This window comes from Cohnella faecalis (assembly GCF_003570905.1).
Taxonomy (GTDB): domain Bacteria; phylum Bacillota; class Bacilli; order Paenibacillales; family Paenibacillaceae; genus Cohnella; species Cohnella faecalis.
The window spans coordinates 205160-219590 of sequence record NZ_QXJM01000040.1 but is presented as its reverse complement, the minus strand read 5'-3'; the positions used below and the strand labels follow the sequence as shown (position 1 = coordinate 219590).

18 protein-coding genes are annotated in these 14431 nt (G+C 52.4%); 14 read left to right on the top strand and 4 right to left on the bottom strand.

Annotated elements, in window-relative coordinates; all coding sequences use genetic code 11:
• The first annotated feature begins 14 nt into the window (after window positions 1–14).
• Both D3H35_RS22435 and D3H35_RS22430 read left to right on the top strand, forming a co-directional pair.
• On the top strand, window positions 15–1823 hold the full coding sequence (locus D3H35_RS22435; RefSeq protein ID WP_119151424.1) for an alpha-glycosidase: 1809 nt from the start codon (window positions 15–17) through the stop codon (window positions 1821–1823).
• Between the two features lie 126 nt (window positions 1824–1949).
• On the top strand, window positions 1950–2360 hold the full coding sequence (locus tag D3H35_RS22430; RefSeq protein WP_119151423.1) for a GNAT family N-acetyltransferase: 411 nt from the start codon (window positions 1950–1952) through the stop codon (window positions 2358–2360).
• Window positions 2361–2458: 98 nt separating this feature from the next.
• Here D3H35_RS22430 and D3H35_RS22425 read toward each other — a convergent pair whose 3' ends face one another.
• Window positions 2459–2863, bottom strand: coding sequence for a VOC family protein (locus tag D3H35_RS22425; RefSeq protein WP_119151422.1), 405 nt, complete (start codon window positions 2861–2863; stop codon window positions 2459–2461).
• Between the two features lie 140 nt (window positions 2864–3003).
• The gene (locus D3H35_RS22420) at window positions 3004–4050 is read right to left on the bottom strand and encodes an NAD(P)/FAD-dependent oxidoreductase (protein ID WP_119151421.1); all 1047 of its coding nucleotides are present in this window, start codon (window positions 4048–4050) and stop codon (window positions 3004–3006) included.
• A 221-nt stretch (window positions 4051–4271) separates the two neighbouring features.
• Between D3H35_RS22420 and D3H35_RS22415 the strand changes: the two genes are divergently transcribed.
• The 4 genes from D3H35_RS22415 to D3H35_RS22400 all read left to right on the top strand — a co-directional run bounded on the left by D3H35_RS22415 (window position 4272) and on the right by D3H35_RS22400 (window position 6857).
• Window positions 4272–4925 carry a DUF2306 domain-containing protein gene (locus tag D3H35_RS22415; protein WP_119151420.1) on the top strand — a complete coding sequence of 218 codons (654 nt, stop codon included), beginning with the start codon at window positions 4272–4274 and terminating at the stop codon, window positions 4923–4925.
• Window positions 4926–4955: 30 nt separating this feature from the next.
• Complete coding sequence (locus tag D3H35_RS22410; RefSeq protein WP_199728585.1) at window positions 4956–5471, top strand: cupin domain-containing protein; 516 nt, start codon at window positions 4956–4958, stop codon at window positions 5469–5471.
• Between the two features lie 34 nt (window positions 5472–5505).
• Window positions 5506–6285 carry a Cof-type HAD-IIB family hydrolase gene (locus tag D3H35_RS22405; RefSeq protein ID WP_119151419.1) on the top strand — a complete coding sequence of 260 codons (780 nt, stop codon included), beginning with the start codon at window positions 5506–5508 and terminating at the stop codon, window positions 6283–6285.
• Between the two features lie 119 nt (window positions 6286–6404).
• Window positions 6405–6857 (top strand): SRPBCC family protein, encoded by a 453-nt coding sequence (locus tag D3H35_RS22400; RefSeq protein WP_119151418.1) that lies wholly within the window; start codon window positions 6405–6407, stop codon window positions 6855–6857.
• Between the two features lie 96 nt (window positions 6858–6953).
• Here the strand turns inward: D3H35_RS22400 and D3H35_RS22395 are convergent, their stop codons facing one another.
• Window positions 6954–7316, bottom strand: coding sequence for a DUF4358 domain-containing protein (locus tag D3H35_RS22395; protein WP_119151417.1), 363 nt, complete (start codon window positions 7314–7316; stop codon window positions 6954–6956).
• Window position 7317: 1 nt separating this feature from the next.
• Here D3H35_RS22395 and D3H35_RS22390 point away from each other — a divergent pair, with 1 nt between their 5' ends.
• The 3 genes from D3H35_RS22390 (at window position 7318) to D3H35_RS22380 (ending at window position 8425) form a co-directional block, all read left to right on the top strand.
• Window positions 7318–7854, top strand: coding sequence for a hypothetical protein (locus tag D3H35_RS22390; protein ID WP_119151416.1), 537 nt, complete (start codon window positions 7318–7320; stop codon window positions 7852–7854).
• Between the two features lie 116 nt (window positions 7855–7970).
• Entirely contained in the window at window positions 7971–8183 is a 213-nt protein-coding gene (locus D3H35_RS22385) for a sugar ABC transporter permease (protein ID WP_119151415.1), read from the top strand.
• 29 nt (window positions 8184–8212) lie between these two features.
• Window positions 8213–8425 (top strand): hypothetical protein, encoded by a 213-nt coding sequence (locus D3H35_RS22380; RefSeq protein WP_119151414.1) that lies wholly within the window; start codon window positions 8213–8215, stop codon window positions 8423–8425.
• Window positions 8426–8619: 194 nt separating this feature from the next.
• Here the strand turns inward: D3H35_RS22380 and D3H35_RS22375 are convergent, their stop codons facing one another.
• Window positions 8620–9504: a pentapeptide repeat-containing protein gene (locus tag D3H35_RS22375; protein ID WP_119151413.1), complete on the bottom strand. Its 885-nt coding sequence runs from the start codon at window positions 9502–9504 to the stop codon at window positions 8620–8622.
• A gap of 656 nt (window positions 9505–10160) precedes the next feature.
• Here D3H35_RS22375 and D3H35_RS22370 point away from each other — a divergent pair.
• The 5 genes from D3H35_RS22370 to D3H35_RS22350 all read left to right on the top strand — a co-directional run bounded on the left by D3H35_RS22370 (window position 10161) and on the right by D3H35_RS22350 (window position 14403).
• Window positions 10161–11132 (top strand): hypothetical protein, encoded by a 972-nt coding sequence (locus D3H35_RS22370; RefSeq protein ID WP_119151412.1) that lies wholly within the window; start codon window positions 10161–10163, stop codon window positions 11130–11132.
• A 14-nt stretch (window positions 11133–11146) separates the two neighbouring features.
• The gene (locus tag D3H35_RS22365; RefSeq protein ID WP_233568092.1) at window positions 11147–11413 is read left to right on the top strand and encodes a CD3324 family protein; all 267 of its coding nucleotides are present in this window, start codon (window positions 11147–11149) and stop codon (window positions 11411–11413) included.
• Window positions 11414–11463: 50 nt separating this feature from the next.
• Window positions 11464–11973, top strand: a complete 510-nt coding sequence (locus D3H35_RS22360; RefSeq protein WP_119151411.1) for a GNAT family N-acetyltransferase — start codon at window positions 11464–11466, stop codon at window positions 11971–11973.
• A gap of 554 nt (window positions 11974–12527) precedes the next feature.
• Complete coding sequence (locus D3H35_RS22355; protein WP_119151410.1) at window positions 12528–13457, top strand: ABC transporter ATP-binding protein; 930 nt, start codon at window positions 12528–12530, stop codon at window positions 13455–13457.
• Window positions 13450–14403: an ABC transporter permease gene (locus D3H35_RS22350; protein ID WP_119151409.1), complete on the top strand. Its 954-nt coding sequence runs from the start codon at window positions 13450–13452 to the stop codon at window positions 14401–14403. The genes D3H35_RS22355 and D3H35_RS22350 overlap by 8 nt, the downstream gene beginning before the upstream one ends.
• Window positions 14404–14431 lie beyond the last annotated feature (28 nt).

Here is a 14431-nt window from a genome sequence, read left to right as displayed (position 1 = left end):
AGAGGGAGGCCGTTATGTTTCTGGAAGCTTACTATCATCGCCCTAAGCTGAATTGGGCTTATGCGCTCGATGAGACGACGATTCAGCTTCGTATTCGCACCAAGAGAGACGATGTTGACGCCGTCCGCATCTTTCACGGAGACAAGTGCTTGCCGTGGAGCGCAATGACGGAAGCGCCGATGACGCGAATCGTCTCGGACGAGCGGTACGACTATTGGGAGACGGAGGTTCGGCCGCCTTACCGCAGGCTTTGCTACGGGTTTATTCTGTGCAAGGGAGAAGAGCGCCGGTGGGCAACCGAGAACGGCTTCTCCGAAGGGGCTCCGACTCAGCATTTGGGTCTGTACGAGTATCCGGTGCTTCATCCCGAGGATGTGTTCAAGATTCCTGCCTGGGTGAAGGACGCCGTCTTCTATCAAGTGTTCGTAGATAGATTCGCCAATGGCGATCCCGCCATCGATCCGCCGAACGTACAGCCGTGGGGCGGCAGGCCGGAGTATGACAACTTTTTCGGAGGAGATCTTCAAGGCGTGTGGGATAAGCTGGACCACTTGTCCGAGCTTGGCGTAACGGCGATCTATTTCAATCCTTTGTTCGATGCGCCCGCCAATCACAAGTACGATACCCGCGATTATTTGAAGGTCGATCCTCATTTTGGCTCGAACGACTTGCTCAAGCGGCTAGTGCAGGCGTGTCACGATCGCGGCATTCGCGTTATGCTGGACGCCGTGTTCAATCATAGCGGGCAAACCTTTCGGCCGTTCGTCGACGTTCTGGAGAAGGGGGCGGAATCCAGGTATGCCGACTGGTTTCTCGTCAGGAAATGGCCTCTGCGTGTAGCGAAGAACGGAATTCCAACCTATGAGACGTTCGCTTTTGAGCCGACCATGCCCAAGCTGAATACGGCCAATCCCGAGGTGCGGAGCTACTTGCTCGACGTTGCCCGCTATTGGATCGAGGAGATTGGAGCCGACGGCTGGCGTCTCGATGTTGCCAACGAGGTCGACCATTCGTTCTGGCGGGAATTCCGCAAGGTCGTCAAACAAGCGAACCCGGAAGCGTATATACTCGGAGAGGTTTGGCACGATTCCATCATGTGGCTGCAGGGAGACCAATTTGACGGCGTCATGAATTATCCTTTCGCCAATGCCGTCCTCGATTTCTTCGTCTTCGGCCACCATGACGCGCGCAGGTTTGCGGATCGCGTGAGCGAGCTGCTCGTCCGTTATCCGAAGCAGGCGCTCGAAGCCTCCTTCAACCATCTGGGCACTCACGATACGGTCAGGCTGTTGACCTTGTGCAAGGGAGACAAGAGGATCATGCGGCTGGCCGTGCTGTTCCAGTTTACTTTTGCAGGAGTGCCATGCATCTATTACGGCGACGAAATCGGGATGGACGGCGAGTTCGATCCGGACAATCGCAGATGCATGGAATGGGATCATTCCAGACAAGACAGGGAATTATTCATTTTCCATCGGGACGTGATCGCTCTGCGGAAGAAATATTCCTCGCTTCGTTCGGGAGCGTTCAATTTTCTGCGCGCGGAAGAACGGGACACGCTTCTCGCCTACGAACGGTCGGATGGCAGCGAACGGATCGTTGTTCTGATGAATCCGGACGAAGATACGAGGGAGATTGCGGTTCCGTTGTCCGGCGGTCGGTGGTCGGATGCGTTTACCGGGCAAGCGGTCGATGTATCCGGCGGAATCTGCAAGGTGCGGCTCGATCCTTACGGGTTCCAAGTTATTGCGGCGACAAGGGCGGAAGCGGACGTTCAGGCCGTTGACGGTAACGAAAAAGCAAACAAAGAGGGAGTCTCCTGAATCGGGAGCTCCCTTTTTGCGGCACTTAGAGCAACCATTTCCTCTGCCGAGAGTATGAATAATTTGGAATATAGTTAAGCAAAGCCCATTTTTGCAGATATTCTAAGCGGACGGGAGAACCTTTCAATGAGAATCGAATATGCGACAGAGTCGGATTACCCTTATATTCTCGCTCGCGATAAGCATCTATTGGAAAGCCTGATATTACCGAAAATAAGGAGCAACGAAATCGTCATTCTTCGCAATTCCGGCGGAGAGAACATCGGATGGATGAGGCACGGGTATTTTTGGGACAATACGCCCTTCATGAACATGCTCTGGATTGACGAGGAATATCGGAATAACGGCATCGGCAAACGCGTGGTTCTCAATTGGGAGAGCGAAATGAAAAAGCAGGGGAGCAGTCTGGTCATGACTTCAACTCTGGCTAACGAAGGCGCGCAGCACTTTTATAGAAAATTAGGCTACAAGGATGCCGGATGCTTGTTGCTGGAGAACGAGCCGTTGGAAATTCTTCTAACGAAGCGGCTCGATTAATTGTAGGTTAGGTTTGCTCCACGAGAGGCATTCATTCGATTATTGATGAAGGCCTCTCACGACCCTATTCTTAAGTGCTGGAATTCGGAGGATTCCCTTTATTTTTGAGGAGCCTGGCTCAAGTCCATGTAGAGCACGTTCCAACGATGCCCGTCCAAGTCGACGAAACCGGCTCCGTACATCCATCCTTGATCGGAAGGTTTGCCGTAGACGGTGCCGCCCGCTTCCGTCACTTTGCCAATCAGATCGTCCACATCTTCTTTGCTTTCCGCCCCAATGGACAGCAGCACTTCGGTACCCTGGCTCGTTGACGAGATTTCATTTCCCGTAAACCTCTGAAAGGTAGACTCGGGGAACAGCATTACGACCGTTTGTTTATCCCCGACGAGCAGGCGAACCATGTCGCCGCCATTGAACGCGGAAATTCCGATTCGGTTAAAAAATTCCGCAGACTTGTCGAGATCCTTCACCGGGAGATTAATCCAAATATCGTTGATCGCCATTGACTATCTCTCCTTCATTTTTATGGAATATTTTCTCACCAAAGACTATAACCGATATACGAGTGGAAGGATATGCCCTTTCTTCATGCCCACGAAAAAAAAGAAAACCCCCGCGAGGAGGTCGCCTTGGCGAGCCGCTATTAATGGCCGTCGTCGTCCACGACGCCAAGCAGCCGGTTCTTTTCTTTGAATTTCGCATTATGGGAAGAGACGTATGCGACCTTTTCCGCCTGCGGGTCGATATACAGCTTGGCGCTGTTGAGCGCATTGACGGCATCGGTGAACGTGCCGGCGATCAAGTGGACCTTGCTGTCATGCTTTACGAAGTCTCCGACCGCGAAGATGCCGGGAATGTTCGTCTCCATCCGGCCGGAGACGTTGGCGTTCCAGTCGCCCATATCGAGTCCCCAATCCTTGATCGGGCCGAAATTATACCGAAGTCCGTGATTCACGATGACCGCATCGACGTCAATGCTTTGCCGTTCGCCGGTATCGACGTGGCTGATCGTGACCTGGTCGATTTCCTTGCCGTTGGAGCTGTGGAGCGATTCCACCGCATAGGGCGTAAGGACGTTAGCCGACGAAGCTTTCATATTTGCGACATTCCGTTCATGACCGCCGAATTTGTCCCGGCGATGCACGACGGTCAAACTTGCGGCCAGAGGCGCCAGCGCGTTCGCCCAATCGACCGCCGAATCCCCGCCGCCGGAAATCAGCACTCTTTTGCCCCGGAAAATTTCCAGCTCCTGAACGGTATAATGCAAATTGCTCACCTCGAAGCGATCGGCCCCCTCGATCTCCAGCTTCGCCAATTGGAGAATGCCGTAGCCGATGGCGAGAATAACGGTTCGAGTCCAGTGACGCTCGCCGGTCGCTGCCGTCAATAGGATCGTACCGTCCGGCTGACGCTCGAATGCGGTAATATGCTGGCCGAGAACAATCGTCGGATCGAATGTACACGCCTGCTGAATCAGCTGCTCGATGAGCTTGCTTCCCAGCGTCGGCGTTTGGCCGCCCACATCCCAGATCATTTTTTCCGGATAGATGAGAATTCTTCCTCCCAGCTCTTCCCGGGCTTCGATCAGCTTGGTTTTCAAATCGCGCATTCCGCTATAAAAAGCTGTATACATGCCGGCAGGACCGCCGCCAATGATCGTGACATCGTATAATTCCAGCTGCTCGCTCATGCTTCAACCTTCTTCCCTCTTAGTTAACGGCCGTTCATGCTCCGCAAATCCTTAGTGTCCCTTCCATTATATTGATAATGATTATCATCGTCAAACTTTGCAACCCGTCTTAAGTCCAGTCGAGGATTCTGCTGGAGGCGGATTATTTATTCATACATATTTAGTAAAATTTTCTTAACGAGGGTAACTGCGCTCCCTCGCCCATATGAGGAGGGACGTCCGTGTTAAGAGCGATCCGAACTAACAAATGGCTGTCGATTGTTGCATTTTTGGCTATTTTTTTGAGCTTGTACTTGGGTGTGCAATATTTTGTCATGGGGGCCGATCAATCCGGTCTCGTCCAAGACAAACTGGGTGAAATGAATCTGAACGATCTTTGGTACGTCATGGTCTATACCCATGTCGCGACAGCCATAGCGGCCATTTGCACAGGGTGGCTGCAGTTCATCAGCAAGCTTAGATCGAGATCTTATCGCTTGCACAAGGCGATAGGCAGAATCTACAGCGTCGGCGTGCTGCTGGGTGGAATTAGCGGGTTCTACTTGTCGTTCTATGCCACAGGCGGCTGGGTGTCCAGCGTCGGGTTTCTCCTGTTGTCGATCTTGTGGCTGTATACATTAGTTCGGGGCATTCGGGCTATTGCCGTCAAGAAGGACCGGGCGGAGCATCAGAGATGGATGACAAGGAACTACGCGCTGACTTTCGCGGCTGTGACCTTGAGGCTTTATTTGCCCATTTGCATGGCGGTGTTCGGCTTGGAGCATTTCAATGACTATTATCGCGTGATCGCATGGCTCTGCTGGGTTCCCAACTTGTTTTTTGCGCAATGGCTGTTAACCCGGCGCAAGCGGAAGCCGATAGCGGTTCAGTTCTAGCTCGAACAATTCGGAAAAAGGAACATACGTTTGTATTTTTTCGAAAATGTGATAGACTATTGGAAAAAATGGGAGGGGATAGAGTTGCGGAAAATTCATAACATCAACTCCATTCCGGACGAATTTATTGGCGACTATCTAGGGAAAGCCAGCACGATGTTTTTGGGTGGCGCCGCGGGCAGCGAGAAGCTTTATATCAATATCGACAAAATTCAACCCGGTGCCAAAAGCGCAAAATATCATACTCACTCGAAGCAAGAGGAATTTTTCATCATATTGAGCGGGAACGGAACGCTAAGAATGAACGGAGAAGAGCTTGCGGTATCCCGGGGCGACTTCGTCGCCAAGCCGGCAGGCCAAGGCAACGCTCATCAATTTATTAACACGGGTACAGATGTATTGGAGATTCTAGACATAGGAACCAATGAGACAGGCGATGTCGTACATTACCCCGATGAGAATATCTATTATTTAAAAGATCAGAATTTAAAATTCAAACAGCAGGACGACTTGAGGGAGTGGGACACGGAGCCTAACCAACCATAGAGTCGAACAGGACGGACGCAAATCAGGAGGGCTTATGAAATTTTCGGTCGTTGTTCTCGATCTTGACGGAACTTATCTCAATTCGGCAAAACAAGTATCCGAACGCAATCTCGCCGCTGTGCTCGCTTGCTTCGACGAAGGCATGAGAATCGTTATAGCGACGGCGCGCCCGCCCAGAGCGGTCAAGGAGTTCCTGCCCGAAGAGCTGCATAACATCGCCGCTTTCGTCTATTACAACGGGGCTCAGGTCATATGCAGACATACCGGTACGGAATGGCATGAATCCATTCCCGCGTCTTTAACGGCTGAAATTATCGACTTCTGCTTAAATCGGAATCCCGACGCAGAGCTTACGATGGAATACCGGGACGAATGGTTTGGCTTGAGGGAGCTCGACTACTCTGTCGTCATGAACGTCAAAGCCAATCCCGTCGTCAAGTCTCTGGAAGAGTTGAGGCAATACGAGGCGACCAAGCTATTGCTGTCGGGAGAGATAGAGCTTCAGCCTCTTTACGAAGCGTTCGCTCACCGGGTAAATCTTATCGCGACGGATAACAATCAGCTGATTCAAATCATGCCTCTCCGCGCGTCGAAGGAGCAGGCCGTTGCGAAGCTATGCGAGATCTATGGAACGGGAGCCGATTCGGTTATCGTATTTGGCGACGATCATAACGATATAGGCTTGTTCAGAAGCTCCGGGTATTCGGTCGCAATGGGGAATGCCATATCGGAACTGAAAGAAATCGCAGATGAAATAACCGCAAGCAACGATCGGGACGGAGTGGCTTTAATATTGGAAAAAGTGCTTGCCTGAATTCGGACCGCATTGTCGCGTATTTACAATACGAGCGTCCCGGGTCTGCACTATAATAGTGAACAGAAACTCTAATGGATTCATGGTCAAGAAGATATCTATGGAACGGAGGACGAATAATGAATGATTTGAAGTACGTCGTCTATATCGCGGCCGAACCGGAGGACGTATGGCGGATTTTCGTAACGCCCGAAGGAACGAAGGCTATCTTTTTCGGATGTGTGCTCGACTCGACCTTTGAAATCGGAGCTCCCTATGCTTACAAGGGTCCCGGCAACGATGGCGACGAGACGGTTCATGTCTACGGCAATGTACTGGGCTTCGAGCCGAACCGGATGATGAGCTATACGGAGCATCCCGGACCATCCTATCGCGAGAACCACGCCGAGCTCGAAACGCGGGTGACGCTTGAATTGGAGAAGGTAGGCAGCTGCACGAAGCTTATGCTTATTAACGATCGCTGGCCGGAGGGTCACCCATCGTATGAGAGCACGCAGGAGAGCTGGCCGATGATTCTTAGCAATATCAAGACGTATGCCGAGTCGGGGAAAACGTTGGATTTCGGCTGGTAACGCGGGACGCTCGGGAATAACGGATGCAAAGAAACGGCCGAGGGCAATCTGCTCCAGGCCGTTTTTATTATTTGCACGCAGTCTCGCAGCTGCGACTTATTTTTTCTCAAAAATGTCGGAGAAGGCTTTCACCAAATCGTCCGCGCTTTCGGAGATGACGAAGAGGACGTAGTTGCCTTTCGTGACGATCTTATAGTTTTTGGCGTTCTCGTATTGGTCTTGAAGGTACGTTTCGAATTGCTTCTGAACGTCGATGGCGTGTTTTTCCAAGCCCTTCTTGACCGCGGCGATATCCTTGGCGTTCTTGACCTTGAGAACGGCGATTTCGTTCGTCTTGACGTTCATGAGCGGCATGCGGATCGTGAATTCCGTCAGCAGCTCGGGATCGAGATAGTAGATATCCTTCAGCTTGTCGCTCTCTAACTCGATTAGGCGAGGCTGCTCGACTTGCTCCAGCATCGTGTCCACGATATCTTTCGTCGCCGGTGAGGTCGCATCCGGCTTCACGCTAGGCGATGGGGACGGAAAAGGCGTCGGCTTTTTGCTCGGTGTCGGTTCTTTGCTCGGGGACGGATCTTTGCTGGGAGTCGGTTTCTTGCTAGGAGCCGGGTCTTTGCTCGGAGCAGGCTTTTTGCTCGGAGCCGGATCTGCGCTCGGCTTCCCGGACGGGCTTGGGCTGGCTTCGAGACTTGGGCTCGCTTCCGGACTGGAGCTTGCCGATTCGCCGGGACTCGCTTCCGCACTAGGACTGGGCTCTTCCGAGGCGCTTGGGCTCGCCTCCGGGCTAGAGGAAGCTTCGCTTGTCGCCGTCGACGGACTGCCGCTGCTATTTGCGTTATTTTTGCCGGAACATGCGCTGAGCAAGCCTCCCATCAAAACAGCGGCCATCATGACGGACATCAATCGAATTTTCATGGTGTACATTCTCCTTGTTGTCATAGGTGTCTGTCTTACTAGAGTCTTGAGACGAGCTTTGGTTCGCCAATGTTGCAGTTGATCCGACCGACTATGCCAATTGAATCATTTGAATATCTACCAGTTAACTGGAGACCGAACGGGAAAGACGTTTGGTCTCCTTTTTGTCATAAGCCGTCGTTCAGGCAAGTGCTGAGCATGACGAACGGTCGACCGCTGAATTCAACGACGACGATGGTGCTGCATATTTATAATTTGACGTTTCAGCGCTTCAAGATGTGGAACGCGGCTGCGGTCACTGTCGTTTTCGCAAGAAAGTCGAGTATTGAGCTGAGCGGCTTGCTCCGATATACGTTTCTGATTCGGCAGAAGCAAATTGTTCGTGGAATTGCGTTTAGCGGGATGAAGTAACCGGGCGCGATCAATAGGAGGCATGCGTGATGAGACCCTTTATCGGTAAGGAAAGGGATGCAGACGAGTTCGGCGACTATTCGCATCCGGGAGATACTTACGGCTTGTACGGGCGGCCAAGTGATTTCGACTTCAGCTATCCTATCAGGCAGCGAGTCGGCTTTGTCCGGTATGACGGGGAGTACGGCTCTAATAAGGAGCACGTTAGAGAAGGCCGTGTGCGGGGACGAAATCGGGGGTGAGCGTCAAGGTGCTCGCGCAATTGAAATGTCGGTTATGGCTTGTGGCGTTGAAGGGGCGAAGAACCCGCGCGGAACATAGGTTGAAGAGCTGCGAACGGTTGCCGGCAGGCAGGCTGTCGCAGCTTTTTATCTTTTTAAGAAGGCGGTCAGACTGAGATGAGTTTCGAGGCGTGTTTATTTGGCTGTTGTCATGCTTAACGTTCTTTGTCGGAGCCGGACCAGTGGGCGGGGCGAACCAGTGAGGACGGCAGCTTGGTGTCGGCATTGCCCTTCGCTGCATTTAGCTGAGCTTGCGTGAGAAAGATGCTGCCGGTAAGATCGGCACCGCAAAGGTTCGCATCCCTGAAATCGGCTCCGATGAGATCGGCCGCTCTCAAGTCGGCCCCTCTTAGATCGGCGGCTATAAGGTATGCCCCTCTCAAGCTGGAGCTGCGAAGATCGGCTCCTCTGAGGTTGGCCCCGATAAGATCGGCTCCTCGTCCTACATTCTTCCGCTGCTTGACGGGGGGCTTATGCCGACGACGAGCTTCATCCCGAGCAAGCTCGCTGGCTTGCAGAAGCAGAGTATTGACATTGGCGCGGTGTGCTCCCACATCCAGCTCCAGAAGCGAGTCGGAGTCGAGACGAGTGAGACGTCTCGTCTCGTCGAGCGCCCAGCCGAGCTTGTCGTGGATCGGATGCGCCGCTTGCAGCGTCAGCGCTTCCGTCAAATACCAGAGCAGTTCGTGGAGCTGCCTCATGATCGGGAACACCTCGATCATCGGCTTCGCGGTTTCCGGAGCTTGCAGCCAATGACGTCCGCCGAAGGTAACTTGAGAAACCTGTTGTCCGGCGCCGAAGCAGTCGTAAACCGTGCAGCCGCGAAAGCCACGCTGCCGGAGACTGTTGTGAATGCCGCAGCGGAAATCCGATTGCAGATTCGGACAAGGCTGTCCGGCCGATTTGTCGATGGCGAAGTCCGAAGAAGCGGCGAAAGGAAGCGCAACGCAACACAAGCCGAAGCAGCTTTCGCAGTCGGCTTGCAGACGGTGGCGGCTATCCTCCGAATAGATTTCCGTATGTTTCGGATTGTCCGACATTGAATAAGCTCCTCCTGCGTCATCGAATTTTCTAGGGTTATATTCTAATTTTAAGGCAATGTCCGGGTAGGAGCATAGATGTTTTTCTTTCTCTGAGCAAGAGCGCTAGTCGGCGCAGGCAAAAAAGACCGGAAACTACCGCTAACGAGCGATGTCTCCCGGCCGACATTACTTGGGTATAGCGTCGTTTTCTTTGTTGTTTTCCGACGCTTCGGGGATTAGGGCGCTTAGCAAGACTCCGATAAGCGTTATTATAATGACGATAAGCAGCCGACCTGCTCGGGAGGGCTGAGCCGATAAGTATAAGCGAACAGGATCGGAATGACTATGCCGCCCCCGCTCCTTGAACAACTCGAAAAGCGACTAACGACTCGATGCCCGGAGCGACTGCGCATAGCAACGAGCCGAACGTGAACAGCAGGGAGATGCATAGGTGGGGACGACAATGGAACAAGGAGCCCTCCGGTGAAGAAAGCAGCCTGGTCGATCCCGCTCGCTCCTCTGGCGGTTTAGACTAAGGCTTCATTTCAATCCTTAGGATGAGCTGTTACGGTCTGTCTTTTATCTGTTCTTTTGTTTGAAAAAAAGTCAATCTATTGAATCGCGCCAATTTATGCCATGATAGGGGCAACAATAAGGTTGCGAGGAGAAAACCTATGGGGCAAAACGAAGCGGTACGCGAGTTTCGCGAGGACGACGATTTCCATTATTTTGATCGCTTGGTTTGGGAGGAGCACAGGAGACGCGGAGAACGAATCGGGATCCATATGAACGGCTCATTTTCCGTAGATACGAGCCATAGGATCGTTCGAAAAGAAAACTATTTTCCGGACAACGGGGACTCATCCTTGCTTAGTCGGAGTTCAAAAGGCTTCGTGCTTGAGAGCAACGGAGAAATCGTTGCTGTCGTGACAGTTACGCTTCATCAGAGCGGCAACGGAAACCTGCACATGCTAGGCTGCGTGGAGGGAAGTGAGGCCGGTTTGGCGCCATTGATTGAGGCGGGCATTGCTTTTGTTAAGAGCAAAGGCGGCAGAAAACTAACCTGCTTCTCCGAAATCCTGCCGGGCCAACTGACTAACGGAGAATTCGATTATTGGGCAACCTACGGCTTTAAGCCGGAGCCGTATTATAGTCAATGGGTAGTATGTCAGGATTTCAGAAGATGGGAAGCCCCTGGCGAGTTGGCGACTGACAATGTCGTACCGGCCACCGAGATCGATTTGGAAGAGATCGCAGCCATATTGGAAGAGGATGGGGAGGACTTGATCGCGGAGTCGCTTCGATATGATTACGAGGAGCTGTCGCCGGATCACATTTTTCTAAAGTTAGTCGATCCGGATAACGGTCGAACGGTTGGAATTGCCTACTATCAAGTGAACAGGCATGAGAATCAGTGGGGAACCAACACATTGGGCATACATATTCGGCCAGCTTGGAACCATCAAGGCTCCTATTCGGAAATTCAACGTTTTGTCCGTTGCGTGTTGGCTTCAATGAAGCAGCTAGGTGTGGCTTACGCGGGAACGCGTATGTCCTCGCGTAATTTGTTAAGTATGATAGCCCTTTGCGCGGAAGGATTTCTATTGGCGCCTATGGGGCAAGTCGCGCTGTACAGGTCGGTATAGAAACAGGGGCGGGAATGATGAAAAAGTACGTGAATGCCAAACAAATTCTTCCGCAGCACCTGATCGAGGAGATACAAAAATATGTAGAAGGGGCTCATCTCTATATTCCTCAAAAAGGAAGAAAGAGCTGGGGGAGCGCCAACGGATCGCGTGAACAGCTTGAAAAGCGCAACATGGAAATCCAATTTCTATTTCGGCAGCAGGGGGTTAGTATTATCGAGCTTGCTGCAAGATTTGGACTTAGCGAAGAGAGAATTCGTTCGATTTTGTATGACAAATAAACGGGCAAGATTCAATATGATTCATATAGACAGAACGAGGAGGGGATTGTATGGGCAGCAAGGTGATAATTGAACAATTACAGTCGATTGAAGAGAGTTCTGCGGAGCTCTCCGAGCTTCTGATTCAAGTCGTCGAGGATGGAGCTTCGATTGGTTTTTTGCCCCCGCTTAGCCCTGCGGATTCCGAGCAGTACTGGGGAAATGTTATTAGTCCCGAAGCCATTCTATTTGTCGCCAAACTGAACGAACGGATAGTCGGCAGCGTACAGCTGCATTTGTGTACGAAGCAGAACGGCAGCCATCGGGCCGAGATCGCGAAGCTAATGACTCATCCCGGCTATCGGCGCAAGGGCATCGGACGTTTACTTATGCAGGAGGCGGAAAAAAGAGCCGAGCGGGAGGGCAGGTCATTGCTGGTTCTCGATACTAGGGAAGGAGACCCTTCCAACATTCTGTACGGTTCGCTAGGCTACATACAAGCCGGACGTCTTCCGAACTATGCGCAATCTTCGAACGGCGAGCTGCATGCGACTATTTTTTATTTTAAATATCGGGGTTAATGAAGCTGTTAAGGTAATGAAAGGGATTCCTTGGTGGTGGATGCGAGTTGAATAGATCAAGCAGAGCGCAATCTGGGAAAACATTCCGGCGGTCAACCCACTGATGCGCTCTCGAACACACTTCCCGCCGAATGTATGGTACCACGTCCCACTGATGCGCACTCGACCACACTTCCCGCCGAATGTACGGTACCACGTCCCACTGATACGCTCTCAATCACACTTCTCGCCGAATGTATGGTACCACGTCCCACTGATGCACTCTCGACCACACTTCCCGCCGAATGTATGGTACCACGTCCCATTGATGCGCTCACGATCACACTTCCCGCCGAATGTACGGCACCACGTCCCACTGATGCGCTCTCAATCACACTTCTCGCCGAATGTACGGTACCACGTCCCACTGATGCGCACTCGACCACACTTCCCGCCGATTGTATTTTGCCAAGCCGCACCTCGACTAAAGTACAGTGCCGGACTCATCCCAGGGCTATTTTGAGCTGGACGAATTCCCGGTATACTTCAGAAAAACGGGTGGAGGATGAAGCAGCATGCAGCAGGAAGAAGTCGTTCTGAAGCTTCGGAACGTAACGAAAAAAATCGGCAACCGCCGCATCGTCGACGATCTGTCCTTCGATGTGCCGGCCGGAGAAGTGTTCGGATTTTTGGGGCCGAACGGCGCGGGCAAGACGACGACGATCCGCATGATCGTCGGGTTGATCTCGATGACCCAAGGAGAGATTGCCGTGAAGGGAATCTCGGTCCGCAAGCAGTTCGAGCTCGCGATGACCCATATCGGGGCGATCGTCGAAAATCCGGAAATGTACAAGTTCCTGACCGGGTATCAGAACCTGGTTCATTTTGCGCGGCGGCATAGCGGCGTAACGAAGGAGCGCATCGAGGAAGTCATCAAGCTGGTCGGACTGCAGAATCGAATACACGAGAAGGTTAAGCGCTATTCTCTCGGGATGAGACAGAGACTTGGCGTCGCGCAGGCGTTGCTGCATCGGCCTTCCGTCCTCATTCTGGACGAACCGACCAACGGGCTCGATCCTGCGGGCATTCGCGAGCTTCGCGATTATTTGCGCAAGCTGTCGCGGGAAGAGGGAATTGCCGTCATCGTCTCGTCCCACCTGCTGTCGGAGATGGAGCTGATGTGCGACCGCGTGGCGATCATCCAGGCGGGCAAGCTTATCGATGTCCGCTCCTTGCAGGAAACGGCGGACGAGGCCAAGCCGTACAAGATCGCGATCGATGTGAACGATCCCCGCAGAGCGTACGAATTAGTCTCGGCTTCCTTCCAGAATGCGAATGTCTCGCTTCAAGGCAACCGTCTGGAGCTAGTCACGGATCGAGCTCGAATTCCGGACATCGCAAGGCTGCTGGTGAACGCGGAGCTTGATATTTATGGCATTCATGCGACTCAGAAATCGTTGGAAGATCAATTTTTGGAAATGACCGGAGGTGAGATGGTTGTCTAGTTTAAGCCAATTAATTCGTAACGAAAATATGAAAATATACCGCCGTCCCCGTACATGGCTGATGGTCGGGTTTCTTGTGCTCGCTTTGCTGCTCATGAGCGGATTGATTAAATGGGATAGCCCAAGCGAGGATCCGAATTGGAAGGCGAGCCTGACTGCGCAAAATCAACAAATGCAGACGCAGCTTCAGACGGACAAAGAGCTGGGAGCGGAGCATAAAGAGTACTTGGAGAAAGAGGTCAAGCTGAACGAATATTACTTGGCGCACGACGTCAATCCGAACGAGCAATCGTTGTGGGACTACGTCTACTACTCTTCCCAGCTCATCATATTGGTAACGATATTAACCGTCATCGTCGCAGCCGACATGATTGCGGCCGAATTTTCATGGGGAACGATTAAGCTCTTGCTTGTGGGACCGGCTTCCCGTTCGAAAATTATGCTAAGCAAATATATCGCGACGATGGGCTTCGCGCTTCTTCTGTTAATTGTGTCCTTCGTAGTCGCCTTCGGCGCCGGAGCCGTGCTCCAAGGCTTTGACGGTGTGGGCGCGCCGCACTTGTCGATCGGAGCCGACGGCAATGTCCATGAAAGCTCCATGATCGGGATCGCACTGCAAAAATACGGGTACAGCGTCGTATCTCTTCTAATCTACGTCACGTTCGCCTTCATGATTTCGGCGGCCTTCCGCAGCTCTTCGATGGCGATTGCCTTCTCGCTTCTGTTCATGCTGGTCGGCAGCTCGATCACGATGATTTTCAGCAAATACGTATGGGTCAAATACCTTTTGTTCGCCAATGTCGATCTTACGCAATATTTGGAGGGCTCAACCCCAATCCGGCCGGAAATGACGCTGTCCTTCTCGATCACGATGCTGGTCGCCTACTACGTCGTCTTCCAGCTGGCCGCCTGGATTCTGTTCACGAAGCGGGACGTTGCGGGCTAAAGCCGATTGCCGGATTTTAGCACGGAAA